This is a genomic window from Amycolatopsis sp. NPDC004169 (assembly GCF_040610315.1).
Lineage (GTDB): Bacteria > Actinomycetota > Actinomycetes > Mycobacteriales > Pseudonocardiaceae > Amycolatopsis.
The window spans coordinates 1-22,784 of record NZ_JBEXMD010000050.1 but is presented as its reverse complement, the minus strand read 5'-3'; the positions used below and the strand labels follow the sequence as shown (position 1 = coordinate 22,784).

The following is a 22,784-nucleotide window of genomic DNA, read 5'->3' as shown; positions in this document are numbered from 1 at the left end:
GTTCTCCTTCTCAGGCGTGCGGGGTGCTGCCGGCCAGCTCGCGGCCCGCCGGGCCGGAGAGCACCGCCAGCGACAGCGTGTGGCCGACCAGCTCGGTCAGGGTGGCGATGGTGGACGCGCGGTCGCGCGCGTCGCAGGTGACCAGCGGGACGGCCGGGTCGAGGGCGAGGGCGTCGCGCACCTCGTCGAGGTCGTGCACCGGCTTGCCCTCGAACTGGTTGACCGCCACGACGAACGGCAGCTCGGAGTCGTTTTCGAAGTAGTTGATCGCGGCGAACGACTCGTCGATCCGGCTGGTGTCGACCAGCACGACCGCGCCCAGCGCGCCGCGGCTGAGGTCGTCCCACAGGAACCAGAACCGCGCCTGCCCCGGCGTGCCGAACAGGTACAGCAGCAGGTCCGGGCGCAGCGTGAGCCGCCCGAAGTCCATCGCCACGGTCGTGGTCGACTTGCCGCCGGGCGGGATCTCGTCGATGCCTTCGCCCGCCTCGGTCATCCACGCTTCGTTGCTCATCGGCGGCACCTCCGACACCGCACCGACGAAGGTGGTCTTGCCGACACCGAAGCCCCCGGCGACGACGATCTTCGCGGAGATCGTCAGCAGATCGCCCTCAGGCGGGGAGCCGCTTGAGCCCATCAAGGATCCTCTCGAGCACGTTGGTGTCGTGGTGGTAGGCGTGCGCGGTGGGGTGGACGAACACCGCACCCTGGGAGGCGAGGTCGCCGAGCAGCACCCGCACCACACCCAGCGGCAGGTCCAGCCCGACCGACAGCTCGGCGACCGAGCACCGCACGCGGGCGCGTTCGTAGAGCGAACGCGACTCGGGCATGAGCGTGTCGCTCAGCGCCGGGTCGTACTGCGGCACCGAGATCAGCGTCTCCACCAGCAGCTGGTGGCGCGTGCCGGTGCGGCCGCCGGTGAGCGCGTACGCGCGGATGCGGCGGCTCCGGCGCGGTAACGCGGTGTCCTTTTCGGACATGGGGATCACATCCTCGTGCTGCGTACCGGAGCTCCGCTCCGGGCCGGGGGCGGCGCCACCCGGACCCCCGGAAGAATCGTGAGGCACGTCCATCAACCCCGGGGCCGGCGCGCGGTCAGCACCTGGCGCAGTTCGGCGCGCACCTCGGGGGTGAGCGCGTGGCCGGCGTTGGTGATGAACTGGGTCATCTCGTAGGCGACCACCTTCATGTCGGCCTCGCCCGAGGTCAGCACCGCGAGCCCGGCGCCGGACCCGATGCCCATGAACAGGAAGTAGCCGTGGGTGAGCCGGATGATGATCTGCTCGCAGGCGCCCTTGCCGAACAGCGCCGCGCTGTTGCCGGCCAGCGAGAGCAGGCCGCTGGCGATCGCGGCGAGCTGTTCGGCCTCGGCCTCGCCGACGGAGTCCGACGCGGTGAGCGGGAAGCCGTCCACGCTCATGATCAGCGCGTGGCTGACGCCGTGGACCTTGCGCACGAAGTCGTCGAGCAGCCAGGCGAAGTTCGCCGTGGCCGACTGGGGAGCGCTCACCGGGCGGTTCCTCCGGGCGTTTCGTCGTGGCGGGCGCGGTTCTCCGCGAGGGCCGCCTGCTCGCCGTCGGCGAACGCGCCGAGGTCGGCCAGCAGCTGCTCGTGGCCGGCGTTCTCGGCGTTCCCGGCAGGCGGGGGTGGTGGCGGCGGTTCCGGTGCGGCACCGCGGATGCTGCCGGGCACGCGGCGCGGCAGGCCGTTGGCCGTCGTGCCGCCGACGATGCCCTCGACCGGGCGCGGCCGCGGGGTGGGCTTGCGCGGCGCGAGCGGCTCCGGCGTCTCCCGGGGGAAGGTGCCGGCGCGGCGGCGCGGCAGCCCGCCGACGGTGGCCGGCTCGGGACCGGCCGCGGTCTTGACCGGTTCGACGGTGACGGTCCGGGTGCCCGACCAGGCGTGCTCGGCGAGTTCGGTGACGACACCGGTGGGCAGCAGGACGGTGGCCACGGTGCCGTGCGGGCTGCGCCGGTCGAGCCGGACGGTGACGCCGTGGCGGCCGGCCAGGCGGGCGACCACGGCGAGGCCCATGTGCCGCGCCGCGGCGTCGTCGAGGTCGCCGCCCGCGGCCAGCCGTGCGTTCAGGTCGCCGATGCGGTCGGCGGGGATGCCGATGCCCTCGTCCTCGATCCGGACGAGCACGCTGCCCTGCTCGGTCAGGTGTGCGCTCACGTGCACCGGCGAGCTGGGCGAGGACTGGTTGGCGGCGTTGTCGAACAGCTCCGCCAGCACCCGGCCCAGGTCCTCCGCGGCGAAGCCGACGACGCCGAGGTTGACCACCCGGCCGATGGTGATCCGGGCGTAGTGGTTGATCGACGACATCGCCGCGCGCATCAGGTCGAGCACCGAGGTCGCGCGGGCGGCGTCGTCGGCGGTGTCCTGCCCGGCCAGCACGCGCAGGTTCTCCGCGTTGCGCCGCAGCCGCGTGGCGAGGTGGTCGAGCTGGTAGAGCTCGGCGAGGCGGTGGTGGTCCTCCTCCCCCGCCTCCAGCTCCTCCAGCCGCGCGAGCAGCTGGTCGAGCAGGTTGAGATCACGCAGGGCGACGCTGGCGCAGATCTCGGCCAGCACGCCTTCGCCGGCGGGCGCCTTCACCGGTTCCGGTTCCGGTTCCGGCCGGATCGGCACCACGGACGCCGGACCCACCGGGAGTTCGTACCCGGGGTGCTTCGGCGGCGCGGTGAGGAACTGCGCGGCGGCGACGCGCGAGCGGTCCAGCAGGACGCGTGATCGATCCAGGAGTTCCCGGGCCCGGCTCGCCATGTGGTCCCACTTCTTCCTTGATCAGGTACGAGAACGACGGTGCGTCGCCGACCCCCGGCGGCGATGCGGCACATGCAAGCAGAAAGGTTCGTGGGATGTCCACAGCCGGTCCGCGTGCGATCGCTGCCCGTGACCGTGAATTCGGAGCGTCGCCGCTGGTGAGCGCAGTGGGTTAGGCCATTCGGTGCAAATTTGCAAATTGCGGGTCGCAACAGAGCGCACACGGCCCTCGAACCCGCAGCTGAGGCAGGCCCTGAGCGCAAACGCCCAGGTCGATGTCCGTTTCGTCCCAACTTTGCGCGCCACGCAATTTTTTGCGGGGCACGCAAGTTTTTCGCTACACTCTGCACATGCCGCCGGAACCACCACCCCAGCTGACCCTGCGCGAGCGGAAGAAGCGCGAAGCCCGCCGGGCACTCGCGCAGGCCGCCCTGCGGCTGACGCTGGAGCGGGGGCTGGAGAACGTCCGGGTGGAGGACATCGCGACCGAGGTCGGTGTCTCTCCCCGCACATTCAACAACTACTTCTCCAGCAAGGAGCAGGCGGTCTGCGCGATCATCGTCGACCGGCACGAGGGGATGCGCGAGGCGCTGCTCGCGCGGCCGGCCGACGAGCCGCTCTGGGAGTCGGTCAAGCACGCGGTGCTCGAGCAATATTCGCGTGAAGGCGAGCCCGATCGCGCGTATGTTGCGCGTATCCGGGAGCTGATGGGCCAGCTCGTGCTACGTGGCGAATTCCTGAACGCCCACGCGGCGGTCGAGCGGGTCCTGGCCGAAACGATCGCGAACCGGGTGGGCGGTGTGGACCACCTGCTGTGCCGGCTGATGGCCTCCTCGGTGGAAAGCGCCGTCCGCGTCGCCTTCGTGAACTGGTTCACCGAGGGCGAACCGCTCCTGCCGACCCTGGAGCGGCTGCTGGACGAGCTGGCCGCCGGGATGCCGACCCTGACCGGCGGCACCGAACGGAAACCCGAACCGAACACCACCACCACTCCACTGGGGGAATCGTTGTGCTAGTCAAGCTCCTCCGCAGCCACCTGCGCCCGTACCGGGGCACCCTGTGGGTGATCGTGCTGCTCCAGCTGGTCCAGACGATCGCCATGCTCTACCTGCCGACGCTGAACGCCGACATCGTCGACAACGGCCTGATCAAGGGCGACATGGCCTACATCCTGCGGATCGGCGCGCTGATGCTCGCCGTCACGCTGGCCCAGATCGCCGGCTCGATCGGCGCGGTGTACTTCGGCGCCCGCACGGCGATGGCGATCGGCCGGGACATCCGCGCCGGGGTGTTTCACCGGGTGCAGGACTTCTCCGCCCGCGAGGTCGGCCAGTTCGGCACGCCGTCGCTGATCACCCGCACCACCAACGACGTCCAGCAGGTCCAGATGCTGGTGCTGATGACGCTGACGCTGATGGTGTCCGCGCCGATCATGTGCGTCGGCGGCATCATCCTGGCGCTGAACCTCGACGTGCCGCTCTCGTCGCTGCTGCTGGTGATCGTGCCCGTGCTGGCCGTTTCCGTCGGCGTGATCATCGCCAAGATGCGGCCGGCGTTCCGGCTGATGCAGGTCCGGATCGACCGGATCAACCAGATCCTGCGCGAGCAGATCATGGGCATCCGGGTCATCCGGGCGTTCGTCCGCGACAAGCACGAACGGGCGCGCTTCGACGTCGCCAACGACGAGCTGCTGACCGTCTCGCTGCGGGTCGGGCGGCTGATGGCGCTGATGTTCCCGATCGTGATGCTGGTGATGAACGTGTCCAGCGTGGCCGTGCTGTGGTTCGGCGGCCAGCGGATCGACTCCGGCAGCATGCAGATCGGTGCCATGACGGCCTTCCTGTCCTACCTGCTGCAGATCCTGATGGCCGTCATGATGGCCACGTTCATGTTCATGATGGTGCCGCGCGCGGAGGTCAGCGCCGAGCGGATCAGCGAGGTGCTCGACACCGAGTCGAGCGTCCGCCCGCCGGTGACGCCGATCCGGCCGGGCGAGGTGCACGGGCACCTGGAGCTGTCCGGGGTGGAGTTCCGCTACCCCGGCGCGGAAAAGCCGGTGCTGTGCGACATTTCGCTGATCGGGCGGCCCGGGGAGACGACCGCCGTCATCGGGTCGACGGGCACCGGCAAGACCACGCTGCTCAACCTGATCCCGCGGCTGATGGACGCGACGAAGGGCACCGTGAAGGTCGACGGCGTCGACGTCCGCGACCTCGACCCGGCGGTGCTCGCCCGCGCGGTCGGGCTGGTGCCGCAGAAGCCGTACCTGTTCGCCGGCACGGTGGCGAGCAACCTGCGCTACGGCAACCCGGACGCCACCGACGAAGAGCTGTGGCACGCGCTGGAAGTGGCGCAGGGCAAGGACTTCGTCGAAGCGATGGCCGAGGGGCTCGACGCGCCGATCGCCCAGGGCGGCACGAACGTCTCCGGCGGCCAGCGGCAGCGGCTCGCGATCGCCAGGATGCTGGTGCACAAACCGGAGATCTACCTGTTCGACGACTCGTTCTCGGCGCTCGACTACGCGACCGACGCGGCCCTGCGCCGGGCGCTGGTGTCGGAAACGAAGGACGCGACGGTGGTCATCGTCGCGCAGCGGGTCAGCACCATCCGCAATGCCGACCGGATCATCGTCCTCGACGAAGGCCGCGTCGTCGGCACCGGCACCCACCACGAACTCATGGACGGCAACGAAACCTACCGGGAGATCGTGCTGTCCCAGCTGACCGAGCAGGAGGCGGCGTGATCGAGCTCGCGAGATCACCATTCAACACAGCAGCGTCGCTCGCGACGCCACCGAGCGCCAGCGAGGAGGCGGCGTGAGCACCACGGAAACGCCCAAAGCCGCCGTCACCGATGCCGGCGAACGGCCCACCGCGCAACGGCACCGCAACACCGGGGCCGCGGCCGCCGGGCCGGGGGCCCGCTTCATGGGCGGCGGCGCGCCGCCCGAGAAGGCGCTGGACTTCAAGGGGTCCCTCAAGCGGCTGCTGCAGCTGCTGCGACCGCAGCGGGTCGCGCTGATCGCCGTCCTCGTGTTCGGCGCGGCCAGCGTCACGCTGACCGTGATCGGGCCGAAGATCCTCGGCCAGGCCACCGACGCCATCCTGGCCGGCGTGCTCGGCAAGCAGGTGCCGCCGGGGGTGACCAAGGAGCAGATCGTCGCCGGGCTGCGGGCCCGCGGCGACGGCACGCTGGCCGACATCTACAGCCGGGTCGACCTGGTGCCGGGAGTCGGGATCGACTTCGACAAGGTCGGCCGGATCCTGCTGATCGTGCTGGCGCTGTTCGTCATCTCGTCGTTCTTCGGGCTGATCCAGGCCCGGCTGACCACCACCCTGGTGCAGCACGCGGTGTACCGGCTGCGGCAGCAGGTCGAGGACAAGTTCGCCCGGCTGCCGCTGAAGTACTTCGACCGCCAGCCGCGCGGTGAGGTGCTCTCCCGCGTCACCAACGACATCGACAACCTGGCGCAGTCGCTGCAGCAGACGCTGTCGCAGATCGTCTCGTCGCTGCTGACGGTGATCGGCGTGCTGATCATGATGTTCCTGATCTCGCCGCTGCTGGCGCTGATCGCGCTGCTGACGGTGCCGCTGTCGGCGGTCGTGGCGGCGAAGGTCGGGAAGCGGGCGCAGCCGAACTTCATCAAGCAGTGGTCGACGACCGGCAAGCTCAACGCGCACGTCGAGGAGATGTACACCGGGCACTCGCTGGTGAAGGTGTTCGGCCGCCGCGAGGAGTCCGCGGCGATCTTCGACAAGCAGAACGAAACGCTGTACCAGGCGAGCTTCAAGGCGCAGTTCATCTCCGGGATGATCCAGCCGGCGATGATGTTCATCGGCAACCTGAGCTACGTGCTGGTGGCGGTGATCGGCGCGCTGCGCGTGGCGTCGGGCAGCCTGACTCTCGGCGAGGTGCAGGCGTTCATCCAGTACTCGCGCCAGTTCAGCCAGCCGGTGACGCAGATCGCCAGCATGGCGAACCTGCTGCAGTCCGGGGTCGCGTCGGCCGAGCGGGTGTTCGCGCTGCTCGACGCCGAGGAGCAGGCGCCGGAGCCCGCTGCGCCGGAACGGCCGGCGGTGATCCGCGGGCGCGTGGAGTTCCAGGACGTCTCCTTCCGCTACCTGCCGGAGAAGCCGCTGATCGAGGACCTCTCGCTGACCGTCGAACCCGGTCAGACGGTGGCGATCGTCGGGCCCACCGGGGCCGGGAAGACGACCCTGGTCAACCTGCTGATGCGGTTCTACGAGCTGGACGGCGGGCGGATCACGCTCGACGGCGTCGACATCGCGAAGATGAACCGCGAGGAGCTGCGCGACCAGACCGGCATGGTGCTGCAGGACGCGTGGCTGTTCGGCGGCACGATCGCGGAGAACATCGCCTACGGCGCGGACGACCCGACCCGGGAGGAGATCGTCGAGGCGGCGCAGGCGACGTACGTGGACCGCTTCGTGCGGACGTTGCCGGACGGCTACGACACGGTGCTGGACGACGAGGGCGGCACGGTCAGCGCGGGTGAGAAACAGCTGATCACGGTGGCGCGGGCGTTCCTGGCCAAGCCGGTCATCCTCATCCTCGACGAGGCGACCAGCTCGGTCGACACCCGCACCGAGGTGCTCATCCAGCGGGCGATGAACTCGCTGCGCAGCGGCCGCACCAGCTTCGTCATCGCGCACCGCCTTTCCACGATCCGCGACGCGGACGTGATCCTGGTGATGGAGAACGGGCGCATCGTCGAACAGGGCGATCACGAAACGCTGCTGCACAGCGGTGGTGCGTACGCGCGGCTGTATGCGGCGCAGTTCGCCGAAGCAATGGCCGAGACGGACTGAGGCCCGCACCCCGGTACCCTGGAAGCTCTTCGAGCGGAAGGGGTACTGGGGCGGCCATGGCCGAGAAAGCCGACAGACTCGAGGAATACCGCCGCAAGAGGGCCCGCGACCGCACCCCCGAACCCTGGCCGGACGGCCCGCCCGTGCCGGGGAACGACACCCTCTTCGTCATCCAGGAGCACCACGCCACCCGGCTGCACTGGGACTTCCGGCTGGAACGCGACGGCGTGCTCGTGTCGTGGGCGGTGCCGAAGGGCCTGCCGCTCTCCCCCGGCGTGCCCCGGCTCGCCGTGCACACCGAAGACCACCCTCTGGAGTACCTCACGTTCTCCGGTGAGATCCCCGCGGGCGAGTACGGCGGCGGCTGGATGACGGTGTGGGACACCGGGACGTACGAAACGCTGCACTGGAACGACCACAAGGTCGAGGTGGTCTTCCACGGCGCCCGCACCCGCGGCAAGTACCTGTTCCAGAACCGGCACGACGAAGACGGCCGCGACTGGACCCTGCGCCGCCTCGACCCGGCCGACCCCGGCCACGAAGACGCCCCCGAGTTCCTCGAGCCGATGACGGCCGGGCCGGGCGAGCTGCCGTCGGACGACGACGAGTGGGCCTACGAGTTCGCCTGGGGCGGTTTGCGCACGATGCTGCTGGTCTGCGGCGGCCGCGTCACCGCCCACGACGGCACCGGCGCCGACGTCACCGACCGCTACCCGGAGCTGCACAAGCTGGGCGAGCAGCTCGGGTCGACGGAGGTGCTGCTGGACGGCGAAGTCGTGGTGATGAAGGACGGCAGGCCGTACCCGGCCGGTCTCGACGAGCGCCGCCGCGCCGACGCGGCGGCGGCCAAGCGCCTCAAGGTCGGCTGCCCGGTCTTCTACTTCGCCTCCGACGTCCTGCACCTCGACGGCCGTCCCACGCTCGAGCTGCCCTACACGAAACGCCGGGAGCTGCTGGACGGCCTGGGCATCGAGGACCGCCACTGGCAGGTACCGAGGTACTTCCTGGGCGGCGGCGAGGCCGTCGCCGGCGCCAGCCGCCAGCACGGCCTCCCCGGCGTGGTGGCCAAGCGGGCGGACAGCCCCTACCGCCCGGGCGGCGGCGCGGGCGACTGGGTGCTGATCGAGAACTGAGCCGGGGTCACTTCCGGCGCCCGCGTGGTGCGGCTCAAGCGCTCCCCCGTGTCACGCGGGCCCGGACACGCCCGGAAGCCGCCGCTCAAGCGCGGACGCGGCGCGCCAGCGCCACGCCCGCAACCACGACCACCAGCCCGGCCACGACGTTGCCGACCAGCGCGCCCGCCGAAGGCTGGGTCTCCCCGCCGTTCCGCAGCAGCCACGGCGAAACCGCGGCCCACGCGCCGAGGACGGGGATCACCCAGCCGATCAGCGCCAGCCTGCGGGTGGCCGTACGGGCGATCGCCAGCGCGATCAGGACCAGTCCGACCAGCGTGTCGCTCAGCGCCAGCACGCCCGCGCCGCCGAAGCCGGTCACCCACGGAGCCAGCACCAGGTAGAGCCCGGCCAGCAGCACCAGCCCGGCGGCCGCGCCGAGCACCACCGTGCGGTGGCGGGAAGCCGGAATGCGGTGGGATGTCATCTCGTCACCTCCACCCGGAGAGGTACCCGCCCGTCGCACCCGGTAACCGGGACCTGCCCGCCGCCCTCGGGGCCGGCAGGCCCCGGCCGGTCAGCAACCGCAGGTGTAGTAGGTGATGTCCCAGTGGTTGCCCTCGTCGCAGTAGAGGTTGCCGGACGCGGCCTTCCACTGCGGGTAGCCGTCGCCGCGCAGTCCGATGTAGTCGAAGTTGTTCTTGATGTAGGCGTCGATGCAGCTGTTGTGCGAGATGTCGACCTTGTAGCCGTTGTAATGGCTGTAGGTGCCCGACGCGTGGCCGACCTCGGTGCCGCCGGTGATGTTGATCGCGCAGCCGCTGGCCCGCTTCAGCGTGATGACCCCGCTGACGGTGCTCTGGTTGATCTGCTCGTAGGACGTGCACGTCGAGTTGGAGCGCGTGGTGCAGTTCCCGCTCGACGAGTGGGTCACCCCGGCCGCCGACAGCTGCGACGCGGCCTGCGCCTGGGTGAGCTTGGTGACCTGCTCGGTCGCCGACGCGGTGCCGATGGTGGCGAAGACCGCCGTCGCGGCGGCCGCGGCCAGCCCCAGTGCCACCCGCGCCAGCATCCGTTGTCCCGGCATGAGCTGCCTTCCTCTCCTGCGACGATCCGGACGCCGGTGAGCCAAATCGGGGCGGCCATAACTTCGCCAAACTCGCCGGCGCGCCCGCCGGGCCGGGACGCCGTCAGGTCCTGATCTTCGTCAAGACTTCACGAGTCCGGTCGCGGTCCGGCGATCCGCTGGTGACGGCGTCGAGTTCGCGCAGCGCCCGCAATTCCCACAGCGGGAAGCCGAGCCGGCGGAACAGCTCCGCCGAAGTCCGCAGCAGCCGTTCCGCCTCGGTGACGGCACCTTCCCCGGCCTGAGTGCGCCCGAGGCCGAGGAGGGCGTACCCGGCGCCGCGGCGGTCGCGCAGCTCCCGGAAGACCTCCAGCGCGAGCAGCAGGTGCCGCCGCGCGCCCGCCGGGTCGCCCGCGCGGCGGCGGGCCTCGGCGAGGCTGCGGTGGGTGTAGGCGGCCGCGTGCCGGTGCCCGATCTGCTCGAACAGCGCCAGGGAACGGGTCAGGAAGCGTTCTCCGTCGGCGGTTTCCCCGGCTTCGGTGTGCAGGTCGCCGAGGCTGCGCAGGACGTGCGCCTCCCAGTGCCGCTCGCGGGCGCGGACGGCGCCGCCGAGCGCACCGGCGAGCAGGTCGGCCGCCTGGTCCTGGCCGCCGTGCCGGCGCAGCACGTCGGCGTAGCGCTTGGCGGCCTGGTCGTGCTCGCGGCCGTCGTCGCACTCCCGCGCGAGCAGCATGCTCACCTCGAAGCTCTCGATCGCCCGCCGCACGTCACCGACGTCCTCGGCCAGCGAGCCGAGCTGGGCCGCCGCGGCCGCCTGCCCGCGGCGGTCCCCGCACTCACGCAGCAGGACGAGGGCTTCCCGCAGCTCGGCCTCGGCCGTCAGCGGGTCACCGCCGTCGAGGTGGACGTCGGCGAGCGCGGCCAGCACCGCGCCGGTGCCCTGCGGGTCGGCCAGGGCGCGGTAGCGGTGCTCGGCCATCACGAAGTAGGCCTGTGCCCGCTGCCAGTGGCCGTGCTGGCCGTGCACCGCGCCGAGGTTGTAGAGCTTCTCGGCCTCCGCCCGCGGGTCCTGGCGGCGGCGGGCCGCGGCCAGCCCGAGCACCGAGACGGCGCGGGCGGCGTGGCCGAGCCACGGCGTACCGGCCAGCGCGGTGCAGGCGTCGGCGAGCCGTTCGGTCAGCTCGTGCCAGCCGTGCGCGCCGGCCAGCCGGACGGCGGCGGCCAGGTGGGCGGTCTCCGCGGCCGGGTCGGCCGCGATCCCGCGCACGACCGCCGGATCCGGCCTGGGCAGCCCGGGTGCCGGACGGCCGCGGGCGTGTTCGGCGCAGGCGAGCGCGGTCTCACAGGCCCGGCGCAGCGCTGCGCGATCCACCTCCCCCGGGTGCTCGGCCAGCACCAGCCGCACGAACGGGGGCACCGCCCACCGCGGGCCGGCGGGGGTCAGCAGGTGGGCGGCGGCCAGGTCGTCCAGCCGGTCGCGGGCGGCGTCGAGGGGCAGGTCGAGCAGGGCCGCCGCGCACCAGTCCGGGACGGCGGTGCCGAACGCGGCGAGCAGCCCCAGCAGCGCGACGTCGGCTCCGCGCAGCGCCGTCGTCACCACGGCACGGACACCGAGGTCGCCGGCGGTCAGCTCGTCGAGCCGGCGCCGGTCGTCGGCGAGCCGGGCGGCGAGGTCGGCGACGCTGCGGCCCGGGCGGGCCGCGAGCTTCACCCCGGCGATCCGCACGGCCAGCGCGAGCCCGGCACAGTGCCGGACGATCCGGTGCGCCGCTTCGGGTTCGGCCTGCAGGCGCGGCTCCCCCGCGATCGCCGCGAGCAGCGCCCGTGCGTCCTCTGTGGACAGTTCGGGCACCCGGACCGCCCGCGCCCCGCACAGCCCGGGCAGCTCCCGGCGCGCGGTGACGAGCGTGGCGCAGCCGGGCCCGCTCGGCAGCAGGGCCCGCACCTGGGCTTCGGACGCGGCGTCTTCGAGCAGCACCAGCAGCCGCCGGTCGGCGGTGTAGCCGCGCCAGAGCCCGGCCAGCCCGGCGCGGTCGGCCAGTTCCGCCGGGGTCGCGCCCAGGCGGCGCAGGAACCCGGTCAGCACCGCGGCCGGTTCGGCAGGCGTCCCGTCCTCGGCGCGCAGCGAGGCGGTCAGCTGGCCGTCGGGGAACCGGCGGCGGGCCCGCCAGGCGGCCTGCACCGCCAGCGCGGACTTGCCGGCCCCGGCGGCGCCGTGCAGCACGACCGGGGCCGGGCCCCGCAGCGCGCGGGCGACGTCGGCGAGCTCGGCCGCGCGCCCGGTGAAGTCGGGCACCGCGGGCGGGAGCTGGGCGGGCGGCCCCGGCGTCGTCCACTCGGTGCCCGCGATCCGGCGGTAGACCGCGGTGAGGTCGGCGCCCGGCCACACGCCCGCCTCGTCCCACAACGCCCGCCGGGTCCGGCGGAGCACCTCCAGCGCCGATTCGCGGCGGCCGACGGCACCGAGGGCGGCGGCCAGCCGGGCGGCGAACCGCTCGTCGGCGGGCCGGGCCGCGACCACCGGGTCGAGCCGCTCGACGACCGACCGGCCGTCGCCGTCGGCCAGTTCCAGCTCGACCAGCTGCAGCAGCGCGGCCGAGCGCCGGTCCTCCAGCCACAGCTTGTGCGCCTCCAGCAGCGGCCCGCCGGCGACGTCGGCGAACGCGTCCCCGCGCCAGCACGCCAGCGCCCGTTCGAGCGCGCGGCGGCGCTGGGCGCGGTCGTCGGCCCCCGAGGACAGCAGCGCCAGGAACTCGTCGGCGTCCAGCTCCCCCGGCTCGAGGGTCAGCGCGTAGCCCCGCCGCCCGGAGCGCAGCCGCTGCCCGGCCTCGGCGGCGCCCAGGCCGGGCGAGAGCGTCTTGCGCAGCTTCGACACGGTGACCTGCACGACCGCCGCGGCGCTCGACGGCGCGCCGTCCGGCCACAGCTCGTCGACCAGCGTGTCGCGGCCGACGAACTGACCGGCGCGGGCGAGCAGCACCGCGAGCAGCCGCCGCGGCTGGGCCGCCGACGGCAGCGGGACGGAGGCCGTCAACGGCCCGAGGACCTGGAACCGCACGGCTACAACACCCCACCCGCGAGATCACCTGATCGAGCGACCTGAATCTAACCTTTCGACGCAGTGGGGAAACCCCGCTCACCCGGATGGCCGACGACGTTCGTCCTCACGCGTGCGCGAGCAGTTTCGCCAGCAGGTCCGGGTTTTCGGCGAGCCCTTCGCGCAAGGTGTGCTCGCGCAGCGGCTTCAGGTCGCCGTAGGGCTGGTTCGCCCAGTCCAGGGCGCCCTGCGGCGGCTCGGGGTCGTACTCGATCGCGAACTGGATGTTCGTCGCGACCTGCCGCCCGGCCAGCCGTTCCGCCAGGTGCAGGGCCAGGTCGATGCCCGCGGAGACGCCGGCCGCGGTGATCACCGGGCCGTCCTCGACCCACCGACGGGCGACCGGGGTGGCGCCGACGGCGGGCAGCAGGTCCCGGAACATCCAGTGCGTCGTCGCCTGCCTGCCGTCCAGGAGCCCGGCCGCGCCGAGGACGAGGGAGCCGGTGCACACCGACGTCACCAGCTCGGCGCTCGCGGCGGCGGTGCGCAGCCAGGCGAGGAGTCGCTCGTCGGCCATCGCGCGCAGGGTCGGGACGGTCCCGCCGGGCACCAGCACCGCGAAGGGGGCCGGGACCTCGTCGAAGGTGTGGCCGGGGGCGATCCGCAGCGGCGTGTCCGTGCCGACGGTGTCCTTGGTGGCGCCGACGACGACGGTCCGGTAGCGCCGGTCCAGCTGCCCGAGCGCGCTCAGCACCTGCAGCGGGCCGACGAGGTCGAGCGGCGTGAGGCCGGGGTACACGACGAAGGCGATGGTCTTCGGGGTCTCGGTCATGCGGTTCACGGTGGCGTTCGCGCGCGACGCGGGTGGCGCCGATGTCCGGATTCCTGCGAACCACGTCCGAGCGCCGGTCGGGCTGCTAGCGTTCGATCATGCCAGGCTCACCCAGACGGGTCGCGATCGTCGGTTACGCCGACGCCGAGCTGCTGGACATCGCCTGTCCCGCCGATGTGTTCGACGCCGCGAACCGGCTCGGCGCGCGACCGCCGTACGAGCTGCAGCTGGCGTCGGTCGACGGCCACGGCATCCGCACCGGCTCCGGCCTGACGCTCCAGCCGCACCTGCGCCTCGACCAGGTCGCCGGCGACCTGGACACGCTGGTCGTGGCGGGCGGCTGGGGCAGCACGGCCGCGGCGGCCGACGAGCGCGTCCTCGCTCACGTCCGCCGGCTCGCCCGGAGCAGCCGCCGCATCGCGTCGGTGTGCACGGGCGCGGAGGTCCTGGCGGCGGCGGGCCTGCTCAATGGCCGCCGCGCGACGACGCACTGGCGCTACGCGGCCCGCCTGGCCCGCGACTACCCGTCGGTGACGGTGGACCCGGTCCCGCTGTACGTCCGCCACGGCAACGTCTACACGGCGGCGGGCGTGACGAGCGGGCTGGACCTGACGCTGTCGCTGGTGGAGGAGGACCACGGCCCGTCACTGGCCCGCGAGGCGGCCCGCGCGCTGGTGACGTACCTGCAGCGGCCGGGCAACCAGGCCCAGGTCAGCCTGTTCCTGGCCGGGCCGCCGCCGGAGCACCGCGAGGTCCGCGACCTCACCGCCTACATCGCCGAGCACCTCGACGCGGACCTGGGCACGCCGGCCCTGGCGGCGCGGGCGGGGATCAGCACCCGCCAGCTGACCCGCTTGTTCGACGCCCACCTGGGCACCACCCCGGGCCGTTACGTCCGCACGATCCGCACGGAACAGGCGGCCCGCCTGCTGTCGGGAACGGACCTCCCGCTGGCGACGATCGCCCGCCGCTGCGGCTTCGGTTCGACGGAAACGCTGCGCCAAGCCTTCCTGGACCACTTCGACACCCCGCCGTCGGCCTACCGCCGCGTCCACGTCCGCCAGTCCTACGGCTGATACCCCGCCGATCACACGTGATGCCCCGCCAATCACGCGAGTTACGCGCCCGATCACGCGAGTTCGGGTTCTGATCACGCGAGTTCCGGGTCGTGGTCCCCCAGGTACGGCGCATCGGGACGAACCGGGCCGTCGGCGGCCCCTCGCGCGGGGTGCGGAAACCCGCTGTCAGGATGTGCGGGTGGACCGCCCCGACCTGGACGACGACGCAACCGGCCCGATTCGCCGGATCACGGACGAGGTGTCCTCTTCCCCGGCCCGCGCCGCGTCCGGAACGCCGGGAACGCCCCGGAAACCCGCCCGCCGCCGCACCGACACGGGCCCGCAGCGCGTCGCCCACTCGGGGTCGTTGCGCCTTCCGGCCGGGAACGGCCAGGCCGAGCCCCGGCGCCGCCGCGGGGACACCGGGCCGCAGCCCCTCCCCGGCAGCGACCAGCCCGCCACCTCCCGCCGTCGCGGCGACACCGGGCCGGAGCCCATCCGAACCGACGGCGAGCGCCCCGCCACCCGCCGCGGCGACACCGGGCCGCAGCGGGCCGCCGAAGCCGGTGCACGACCCCGTCGCAAGGCCGCCGACACCCCGGAACCCCCCACCGGCCACGGCCACGGGCATGGCCACGGCCACGGACCCGCCGCCCCGGCGTCCCGGCGGGTCAAGCTCCTCCTGATCTGGCTGCTCGCCCCGCTCGCTTTGGCCACCGTCGTCGGCATGGTCGTCCTCTACCCCTGGGGCAAGGCCTCCCCCACCAGCGTCGTCCCGCAGGGCACGCCGGTGCACGCCGACATCCGCACCACCGCCACCGGCCCCTGCCTCGCCCAGGGCCAGGTCCAGGTCGGCGACCAGAGCGACCCGAACGCGAAGCCCTGCCTGACCGTCGACCTCGCCATGACCGACGGCCCGGCCGCCGGGAAACCGCTGCGGCTGACCGTCCCGATCGAGCCCAGCACCCCGCGCTTCGCCGCCGGGGACGCCGTCGTGCTCGCCTACAACAACGGGAACCCGAACGATCCCGCCAGTTTCCAGCTGGTCGACTTCCAGCGCGGCACCCCGCTGCTCGTGCTCGCCGCCCTCTTCGCCGTCGCCGTGCTCGTGCTCGGGCGGTGGCAGGGCGTCGCCGCGCTCGTGGCGCTCGGGCTCTCCTTCGTCGTCATCGCGCTGTTCATCCTGCCCGCCATCCTCGCCGGGGAAAACCCGCTGGTCGTGGCGATCGCCGGGGCCGGGGCGATCATGTTCATCGCCCTCTACCTGACCCACGGCCTCTCGGCGCGGACCTCCGCCGCCGTGCTCGGCACGCTCGTCAGCCTCGCCCTCATCGGCGTCCTGTCCGCCATCTTCTCCGCCGCCGCCTCGCTGACCGGGCTCGACGACAGCACCTCGACGCTCATCGGGTCGCTGGGCCACGGCATCGACGCGCGCGGGCTGCTGCTCGCCGGCGTCGTGATCGGCGCGCTCGGCGTGCTCGACGACGTCACCGTCACCCAGACCAGCGCCGTCTGGGAACTGCGGCGCGCCAACCCGGACCTGACCTGGCGCGAGCTCTACCGCTCCGGCCTGCGGATCGGCCGCGACCACGTCGGCTCGGCGGTCAACACGCTCGTGATGGCCTACGCCGGGGCCGCGCTGCCGGTGCTGCTGTACTCGTCGATCTCCGGCGTCGGGCTCGGCGCGCTGCTCGGCAGCGAGGACATCGCCCAGGAGATCATCCGGACCCTCGCCGGCAGCGTCGGCATCGTCGCCGCCGTGCCGGTGACCACCGTCCTGGCCGCGCTGATCGCCTCCCGCGAGCCCGCCGGGTACCTCAGCAGCACCACGAAAGCCGTTCCGTCCCACCCGTAACACCGGCGGCCCCCCGGACGCGCCGGACCAGCGACAACGCGGTAGGAAAGCCTCAGCCGACCCGGGGAGGCCCGATGTTCCTGCTTGCCGGACCGCGGTCCGTGGTGCGGGGCGCGCTGAGGGTGGTCGCCGCCACGGTCCAGGCCGTGGAGTCGCTGCCGCGCATCGCGGCCGCCCTCGAGGACGTCCGCGCCACCCTGCACCACGTCGAGCGCCTCGCCGAGTACATCGCGCAGGAGGTCCCGGAGCTGGTCTACCAGCTCGAGCAGTTGCGCGAGGCGGACGAGGAGCTCAGTCGAGAGTCGCCACGAACCGGCTGACGGCTTCCATCGTGAAGCGCTGCACGTACTTGCCCGACGGCGCCACCGACGCCAGCCGGTAGAGCGGGCGCTCCGCCACGCCGCCCCCGCGCGCCTCGGCCTTCAGCTCGGCGACCAGCAGCTCGCCGAACACCAGCCCGTTCGCCTCGGTGTTGTTCATCAGCGCGTTCGCGAGCTTCCGCAGCGGCATGACACCCAGCTCGCGCCCGCCCGTCCCGGAGAACACGGCGAGGTCGACCTTCGCCACCTTGCCGCGCTGGCCGGCGTTGACCAGCAGGCTCACCGTGCGGCTGCCGCGGACGTCGCCGACGACGAGGTCGAGCCGGGTCGCGGTCGTCAGGTCGACCCGCCGCAGCCCCCAGGTGCGCACGAGCAGCGTCGAGCCCTCCAGCCAGACGCGGCGCCGGATGCTGACCGCCATCACGTACAGCAGCGGCAGCGCGATCACCACCGCGACGACCAGGCCGGTCACCGTGCCGCCGATCAGGCCGGCGACCCCGCCGAACGCCGCGGCGACGATCACCACCCCGATCAGGCCCGAGATCCCGCGGCGGCGGCGGCCGCGCGGGTCCTCCTCGAACAGCGCGATGCGTTCGGTCACCGTCGGACCCCCGTCCCGGCGAGGAACGGGTTGCCCGCGCGTTCCCGGCCGATCGTCGTCGCCGGGCCGTGGCCCGGCAGCACCACCGTGTCGTCCGGGAACGCCGCCAGCAGGTCCTGCAGCGCCGCCTCGACGTCCCCGCGGCCGATCGAGCCGGCGAACAGCGTGTCCCCGGTCAGCGCGAGCCGGCCGCCTTCGGGTGTCGCCAGTGCCAGCACCACCGACCCCGGCGTGTGGCCCGGCACGTGCCGGACGTCGACGTCCAGCCCGGCGAAGGTGCCCGGCGACAGCGGCACGCTCTCGCCGTCGTACAGCGCAGCGTCACCGGGGTGCAGGTGCAGCGGGACGCCGTGCTCGGCCGACAGCGAGGCCGCCGAAGCGACGTGGTCCGGGTGGCCGTGGGTGGCCAGCAGGGCCGCCGGGACCAGCCCGTGCTCGTCGAGCGCGGCGGCCAGCGGCGCGGCCACCTCCTGACCCGGATCCACGACCACGCACGGCCCGCCTGCGGCCGCCGCCAGCAGGTAGCAGTTGGCCTGCAGCGGGCCGCTGGCGAACCCGACGACGAGCACCGAACGCCTCCCCGGACTTCCGCGCCGGATGGCGCCGATCACGATCGGGTTGAGACTAGCGGGCCCTGTACATGGTCCTCACAGGCTGTGCCCATACACTGCCGCTACCTCAGACGTGTGACACGAGCGGAAACCTGGAGGGTACGGGGTGGCGACCAACCAGCAGCGCCGCGAAGCTGCGAAGCGCAAACTCGAGCGGCAGCTCGAGCGCCGATTGGAGCAGCAGAAGCGACGCCGGATGATCGGGGCTGGAGTGGTCGGCGTTGCCGTCCTCGTCGTCGCCGGTGTCGTGGTGTGGATCGTGAGCGCGAACAGCGGTGACAGCACGGACACCGCGGCGTCGTCCTCGGCCGCCCCGCCGCCGACCGAAATCCAGATCCCGACGCAGCGCACCGCGCTGCCGAAGCGGGCGACCGCGCTGCCGAACCCGACGACGTGCGACTTCAAGGCGGACGCGACGGGCAAGGCGCCGAAGAAGGTGAACCCGCCGGACGGCAAGAACGTCCCGTCGACCGGCACGGTGAACGTGACGCTGAAGAGCACCGCGGGCGACATCCCGCTGACGCTCGACCGCGCGCTCGCCCCCTGCGCGGTGCAGAGCTTCGTCAGCCTGGCCAAGCAGAACTTCTACGACGGCACCATGTGCCACCGGCTCGGCACCGAGGGCCTGCAGATGCTGCAGTGCGGTGACCCGTCGGCCACCGGCGACCCGACCCAGGACGGCCAGGGCGGCCCCGGCTACACGATGCCGGACGAGGCGTTCCCGGAGATCAAGTACGGCCGCGGCATCCTCGCCATGGCCAAGACGCAGGCCCCGAACTCCGGCGGCAGCCAGTTCTTCATGGTCTACGGCAACGCCGACGGCCTCCCGGCGGACTACTCGGTCTTCGGCAGCATCAGCGACGAGGGCCTGAAGGTGCTCGACGCGGTGGCCAAGGCCGGCATCGCGAACCCGAACCCGCAGGACGGCACGGGTGCGCCGACCAAGCAGGTGAAGTTCACCGGCGTCACCGTCTCCTGACCCGGCGTCGGAACCGCCCGTCCCGGCACGGTCCGGGACGGGCGGTTCCGTCCGTTCCGGCCCCCGAGATCTGAACCGCGTCCGCACCGGCCCCGTGTAGAAGGGCAACACCGCCGGACCCGCCCGGGTCGACGGGGAGAGGTGCCGACGATGGTCGAAAACCGGGTTCCCGCGGTCCGCCGCGCCCTCGGGCGGGCCGGTCAGGCCGGCTGCGCCGGTGTCCTCTTCGCCGTGCTCGCCGGGGGTCCCGCGCTCGCGCAGGCCGACCCGCCACCCCCGGTCAAGTATTTCATCGTGCCGCACGCCGACAACCCCGAGGACATCACGCTGTTCAAGATCGCCGAACGCGCGCTCGGCGACGGGCGGCGCTTCCCCGAGATCTTCCGGCTGAACCAGGGCCGGCCGCGGCCGGACGGCACGCCGTTCACCGACCCGGCCGCGATCGAGCCCGGCCAGGTGCTCCAGCTGCCCGAAGACGCCGCCCCGCAGCCCGGCGTGGAGTTCGGTCCGTTGCCGTCGGCACCGCCGGTCGCTCCCGCCGCCGTCCAGCCGGCGCCCGAACCGGAAGCGTCCGGGATGAGCGCCGGGCTGGCCTCGGCCGTCAGCGGCGTCGGTGGCCTGCTGACCGGCCTGCTCGCCGGGCTCTGGTGGCGGCGGCGCCCGCAGCTGCTCCCGCCCACCCCGTTCGCACCGCCCGCGGACGAGGACTTCGGCTCCGGCTCGGTCAGCGGCACCCTGCCGCTGCCGATCGTCGTGCCCGCGCCCCGGCCCGACGTCGTCCTGCGGCCCGAGCCGGTCACCACCGAGCTGGCGATCATCGTGCTCGACACGGCCGAAACCCAGGTGGTCGCCGCGGTCCGGCCGGGCTCGCGGTTCCACTTCCGGATCGGCCCCCAGCCGGACTTCGCGGACTCCTCCACCGTGCTCGTGGTCGACGGCGACCGGGAGACGCCGTAACGCCGGGGCGTACGTGTGGGGTCACTCTGCGCTGAACGGCGCAACCGGCACCCGAACACTGGCCATCCGGCGGGCGGGCCCGCGATAGTCGTCTGATGACCTCGGATCCGTTCGGCACGCTCCAGAAGGCGCTGTGGATCGGCGGCGCTCCGTGGACCGGGAAGTCCACCGTCGCGCGGCTGCTGGCCGACCGGCACGGCCTGACGACCTACCACCACGACGACCGGGCCCGGCCCCGCACCCCGCTGCCGGACGACCTCCCCGCCGCCGACCAGCTGACCGCGCTGATGGCCGAGTTCGGCACCCGGTTCCGCTGCGCCCTCGACGAGCTGCGCGCGCTGACTTCGCCCCGCCCGATCGTCGCCGAGGGGCGCGGGTTGCGGCCCGAGCTCGTCGCCCCGCTCGTGGACTCCCCCGGCCGCATGGTGGTGCTGGTGCCGACCGAGCTGTTCCGCCAGCACCAGCTGCGGCACCGGGCGGACGGGGTGACCATCCCGCAGCAGCGCACCCGGCTGACCCGCGACCGGATGCTGGCCGCCAACGCGGTGCGGGCGGCGCGCGACCTCGGGATCCGCGTCATCGAAATCGACGGGAAGCTCGACCCGGCCGGCGTCACCGACGTCGTCGCCGACCACTTCCACGCCTACCTGGACGGCTGAGGTCAGCGGAAGGTGAACCGCGGCGGGCGCCGCTCGAGGAACGCGGCGACGCCCTCCGCGTAGTCCTCGCCGTGCAAGGCTTCCGACCGGATTTCCTCGACTTCGGCGTCGGAGGTCTCCAGCCCGGCGGTGATCTTTTCGATGATCCGGTTCATCCCGCGGATCGACGCCTGGGAGCGTGCGCAGAGCGTCTCGGCGAACGCCAGCGTCGAGGCTTCCAGGTCATCGGCCGGGAAGACGTCGTTGAGCAGGCCGATTTCCCGCGCGCGGGTGGCGGTGATCAGCTCGCCGGAGAGCAGGAAGTACTTGGCGTGCGCGGGGCCGACGAGCGAGACGAGCTGCCGCGTCGAGTCGAAGTGGTAGACGATGCCGAGCTTCGCCGGCGTGATGCCGAACCGCGCGTCCTCGGCGGCGAACCGGAAGTCGCAGGCGACCGAGACCTGGCAGCCGCCGCCGATGCAGTTGCCCCGGATCATCGCCACCGAGGGTTTCCGCATCGCGGTGAGGGCGGCGACCGCGCTTTCGACGGCTTTGTCGTAGCTCGCCGCGCCGTCCGCGGTGGTGCGCAACTCGCGGAACTCGCTGATGTCGGCACCGGCCGAGAAGTGCTTGCCGGCCCCGGTGACGACCAGCACCTTGAGCGCCGGATCCGCCTCCACCTCCGCCACCACGTCCGGGATGGCCGACCACATGCCGTAGGTGATGGCGTTCATCTTTTCCGGCCGGGTCAATGTCAGGCGGGCAACGTCACCGTCGCGCGTCAGGTCGAATCCTTCGGTCATGCCTCGCACGATAACCGCTCGCCCTCAGCGAAACCGGCGGTGTGTGACGCGGTCGGGTGGCTAGTTTGGGGCCATGGCGACGATCGAGGTGGGTGGGACGGCGTTCGGCTACGACGAAGCGGGAGAGGGGCCCGCGGTCGTGCTGCTGCACGCCGCACTGGGCGACCGCCGGATGTGGGACGCCCAGTTCACCGAGCTCGCCGCCACCCACCGGGTGATCCGCTACGACCGCCGCGGCTTCGGGGAGACCCGCGGCGAAGCCGGTGAACACGCCCACTACGAGGACCTGCTGGCCCTGCTCGATGCCCGGGGGATCGAGCAGGCGGCGCTGGTCGGGGCGTCGATGGGAGGGGCGTGCGCACTGGACGCAGCCCTCGCCGCACCGGAGCGGATCACCCGGCTGGCGTTGCTGGGTTCGGGCCTGACCGGCCAGCCGTGGCCGGACCGGATGCAGGCGGACATCGCCCGCATGACGGCCGAGCTGTTCCCCGACGGCAGGCTGGCCCGCTACGAAACCCGCGAGGCCGAGATCGACCCGGCGGACGTCCAGGCGATGGCGGAGGCCAACATCCGCTACCTGGTGGCAGGGCCAAGCCGGGACGTCTCGGTCCTGCCGCCCGAAATGGTGAAGCAGGTCAGGGAAATGTGCGAGCAGGTGTACCACCACGACTGGACGACTCCACAGTGGACGGAGCGCATCCCGGACACCCGCCACCGCCTGGCGGAGATCACGACACCGGCACTGGTGGTGATCGGAAAGGCGGACGCCCCGGGCTTGGTGGAGCTGTCGGCGCATTTGGCGGATTCGTTGCCCCAGGCAGAACTGGTCGAGCTGGACGACACAGGCCACCTCCCATCAATGGAACGCCCGGAGAAAGTGAACGAACTGCTGCAAAGGTTCCTCAGCAGGCCCCAGGCACACGAGCTGGGTGGTCATCCCGTCGCCTGAGGCCCAAAAATCACTTTGAGCCGGGCCCGCAACCAGCAGCGCAACGTAGGAGGACTACGAAAGCTTGCGGGCCCGGCTCAAAGTGATAGGCCTCAATCAGGCGACGGGATGACCACCCAGCGACCCAACTCGAGAACCGGCGGCCGAGAGCGGCAGTCGGGGTCATCCCGGAGCCTGCCTGTCCGGCGAGGACGCTTTTTTCTTTAGAGCCGCAGCTTCTCGCTCTGCCGCGGCAGACCTGTTTCGCGGCTTCTGCCGTGGTTTCGCTCTGCCGCGGCACGGCAGCGGGTCCGACCTCCCCCGCCCCTCCGTTCGGATTTTCAGCCGCCGGGCGGGTTTGTCAAGGCGGGAAAGCGTGCCTTGACAAACCCGCC

Annotated in this window: 22 protein-coding genes; 11 read left to right on the top strand and 11 right to left on the bottom strand. The window is 72.6% G+C overall.

The features are described 5' to 3' along the window. Positions 1 to 10 precede the first annotated feature (10 nt). From ABZX11_RS41450 to ABZX11_RS41435, 4 genes are all read right to left on the bottom strand, one after another. On the bottom strand, positions 11 to 637 hold the full coding sequence (locus ABZX11_RS41450; protein ID WP_176177466.1) for an ATP/GTP-binding protein: 627 nt from the start codon (positions 635 to 637) through the stop codon (positions 11 to 13). After that, the gene (locus ABZX11_RS41445; protein WP_176177465.1) at positions 612 to 980 is read right to left on the bottom strand and encodes a DUF742 domain-containing protein; all 369 of its coding nucleotides are present in this window, start codon (positions 978 to 980) and stop codon (positions 612 to 614) included. The genes ABZX11_RS41450 and ABZX11_RS41445 overlap by 26 nt, the downstream gene beginning before the upstream one ends. Positions 981 to 1,072: 92 nt before the next feature. Continuing rightward, on the bottom strand, positions 1,073 to 1,510 hold the full coding sequence (locus ABZX11_RS41440; RefSeq protein WP_176177464.1) for a roadblock/LC7 domain-containing protein: 438 nt from the start codon (positions 1,508 to 1,510) through the stop codon (positions 1,073 to 1,075). Continuing rightward, entirely contained in the window at positions 1,507 to 2,763 is a 1,257-nt protein-coding gene (locus ABZX11_RS41435) for an ATP-binding protein (protein WP_354923893.1), read from the bottom strand. The genes ABZX11_RS41440 and ABZX11_RS41435 overlap by 4 nt, the downstream gene beginning before the upstream one ends. A gap of 350 nt (positions 2,764 to 3,113) precedes the next feature. Between ABZX11_RS41435 and ABZX11_RS41430 the strand changes: the two genes are divergently transcribed. The 4 genes from ABZX11_RS41430 (at position 3,114) to ABZX11_RS41415 (ending at position 8,725) form a co-directional block, all read left to right on the top strand. Next, positions 3,114 to 3,779: a TetR/AcrR family transcriptional regulator gene (locus tag ABZX11_RS41430; RefSeq protein WP_176177462.1), complete on the top strand. Its 666-nt coding sequence runs from the start codon at positions 3,114 to 3,116 to the stop codon at positions 3,777 to 3,779. Further along, positions 3,773 to 5,506 carry an ABC transporter ATP-binding protein gene (locus ABZX11_RS41425; protein ID WP_354923891.1) on the top strand — a complete coding sequence of 578 codons (1,734 nt, stop codon included), beginning with the start codon at positions 3,773 to 3,775 and terminating at the stop codon, positions 5,504 to 5,506. Before ABZX11_RS41430 ends, ABZX11_RS41425 begins: the two co-directional genes overlap by 7 nt. 73 nt (positions 5,507 to 5,579) lie before the next feature. Beyond that, on the top strand, positions 5,580 to 7,592 hold the full coding sequence (locus tag ABZX11_RS41420; protein ID WP_354923889.1) for an ABC transporter ATP-binding protein: 2,013 nt from the start codon (positions 5,580 to 5,582) through the stop codon (positions 7,590 to 7,592). A gap of 56 nt (positions 7,593 to 7,648) precedes the next feature. Further along, positions 7,649 to 8,725: a DNA polymerase ligase N-terminal domain-containing protein gene (locus ABZX11_RS41415; protein WP_354923887.1), complete on the top strand. Its 1,077-nt coding sequence runs from the start codon at positions 7,649 to 7,651 to the stop codon at positions 8,723 to 8,725. 85 nt (positions 8,726 to 8,810) lie between these two features. Here ABZX11_RS41415 and ABZX11_RS41410 read toward each other — a convergent pair whose 3' ends face one another. The 4 genes from ABZX11_RS41410 to ABZX11_RS41395 form a co-directional block, all read right to left on the bottom strand. Continuing rightward, entirely contained in the window at positions 8,811 to 9,191 is a 381-nt protein-coding gene (locus ABZX11_RS41410) for an SPW repeat protein (RefSeq protein WP_176177459.1), read from the bottom strand. Between the two features lie 90 nt (positions 9,192 to 9,281). Then, complete coding sequence (locus ABZX11_RS41405; protein ID WP_354923885.1) at positions 9,282 to 9,791, bottom strand: hypothetical protein; 510 nt, start codon at positions 9,789 to 9,791, stop codon at positions 9,282 to 9,284. A 103-nt stretch (positions 9,792 to 9,894) separates the two neighbouring features. Then, positions 9,895 to 12,828 (bottom strand): BTAD domain-containing putative transcriptional regulator, encoded by a 2,934-nt coding sequence (locus tag ABZX11_RS41400; protein WP_354923883.1) that lies wholly within the window; start codon positions 12,826 to 12,828, stop codon positions 9,895 to 9,897. A gap of 106 nt (positions 12,829 to 12,934) precedes the next feature. After that, positions 12,935 to 13,639, bottom strand: coding sequence for a DJ-1/PfpI family protein (locus ABZX11_RS41395; RefSeq protein WP_354923881.1), 705 nt, complete (start codon positions 13,637 to 13,639; stop codon positions 12,935 to 12,937). 98 nt (positions 13,640 to 13,737) lie between these two features. Here ABZX11_RS41395 and ABZX11_RS41390 point away from each other — a divergent pair, with 98 nt between their 5' ends. The 3 genes from ABZX11_RS41390 (at position 13,738) to ABZX11_RS41380 (ending at position 16,872) form a co-directional block, all read left to right on the top strand. After that, positions 13,738 to 14,715, top strand: coding sequence for a GlxA family transcriptional regulator (locus tag ABZX11_RS41390; protein WP_354923879.1), 978 nt, complete (start codon positions 13,738 to 13,740; stop codon positions 14,713 to 14,715). A 181-nt stretch (positions 14,716 to 14,896) separates the two neighbouring features. Then, positions 14,897 to 16,552: a YibE/F family protein gene (locus ABZX11_RS41385; protein ID WP_354923877.1), complete on the top strand. Its 1,656-nt coding sequence runs from the start codon at positions 14,897 to 14,899 to the stop codon at positions 16,550 to 16,552. Positions 16,553 to 16,626: 74 nt separating this feature from the next. Beyond that, complete coding sequence (locus tag ABZX11_RS41380; protein ID WP_176177453.1) at positions 16,627 to 16,872, top strand: hypothetical protein; 246 nt, start codon at positions 16,627 to 16,629, stop codon at positions 16,870 to 16,872. Here the strand turns inward: ABZX11_RS41380 and ABZX11_RS41375 are convergent. Both ABZX11_RS41375 and ABZX11_RS41370 read right to left on the bottom strand, forming a co-directional pair. After that, a complete protein-coding gene (locus ABZX11_RS41375; RefSeq protein ID WP_354923875.1) occupies positions 16,844 to 17,473 on the bottom strand; it encodes a hypothetical protein in 630 nt (209 codons plus the stop codon). The genes ABZX11_RS41380 and ABZX11_RS41375 overlap by 29 nt on opposite strands. Next, on the bottom strand, positions 17,470 to 18,042 hold the full coding sequence (locus tag ABZX11_RS41370) for an MBL fold metallo-hydrolase (protein ID WP_176177452.1): 573 nt from the start codon (positions 18,040 to 18,042) through the stop codon (positions 17,470 to 17,472). Before ABZX11_RS41370 ends, ABZX11_RS41375 begins: the two co-directional genes overlap by 4 nt. 148 nt (positions 18,043 to 18,190) lie before the next feature. Here ABZX11_RS41370 and ABZX11_RS41365 point away from each other — a divergent pair, with 148 nt between their 5' ends. The 3 genes from ABZX11_RS41365 (at position 18,191) to ABZX11_RS41355 (ending at position 20,679) form a co-directional block, all read left to right on the top strand. Next, positions 18,191 to 19,063: a peptidylprolyl isomerase gene (locus ABZX11_RS41365; protein WP_354923873.1), complete on the top strand. Its 873-nt coding sequence runs from the start codon at positions 18,191 to 18,193 to the stop codon at positions 19,061 to 19,063. A gap of 150 nt (positions 19,064 to 19,213) precedes the next feature. Further along, positions 19,214 to 20,020, top strand: a complete 807-nt coding sequence (locus tag ABZX11_RS41360) for a hypothetical protein (RefSeq protein WP_176177450.1) — start codon at positions 19,214 to 19,216, stop codon at positions 20,018 to 20,020. Positions 20,021 to 20,115: 95 nt separating this feature from the next. Continuing rightward, positions 20,116 to 20,679, top strand: a complete 564-nt coding sequence (locus ABZX11_RS41355) for a hypothetical protein (RefSeq protein ID WP_176177449.1) — start codon at positions 20,116 to 20,118, stop codon at positions 20,677 to 20,679. Positions 20,680 to 20,681: 2 nt separating this feature from the next. Here ABZX11_RS41355 and ABZX11_RS41350 read toward each other — a convergent pair whose 3' ends face one another. Further along, positions 20,682 to 21,461 carry an enoyl-CoA hydratase-related protein gene (locus tag ABZX11_RS41350; protein WP_354923870.1) on the bottom strand — a complete coding sequence of 260 codons (780 nt, stop codon included), beginning with the start codon at positions 21,459 to 21,461 and terminating at the stop codon, positions 20,682 to 20,684. A gap of 73 nt (positions 21,462 to 21,534) precedes the next feature. Here ABZX11_RS41350 and ABZX11_RS41345 point away from each other — a divergent pair, with 73 nt between their 5' ends. Continuing rightward, a complete protein-coding gene (locus ABZX11_RS41345) occupies positions 21,535 to 22,410 on the top strand; it encodes an alpha/beta hydrolase (RefSeq protein ID WP_354923868.1) in 876 nt (291 codons plus the stop codon). Positions 22,411 to 22,784 lie beyond the last annotated feature (374 nt).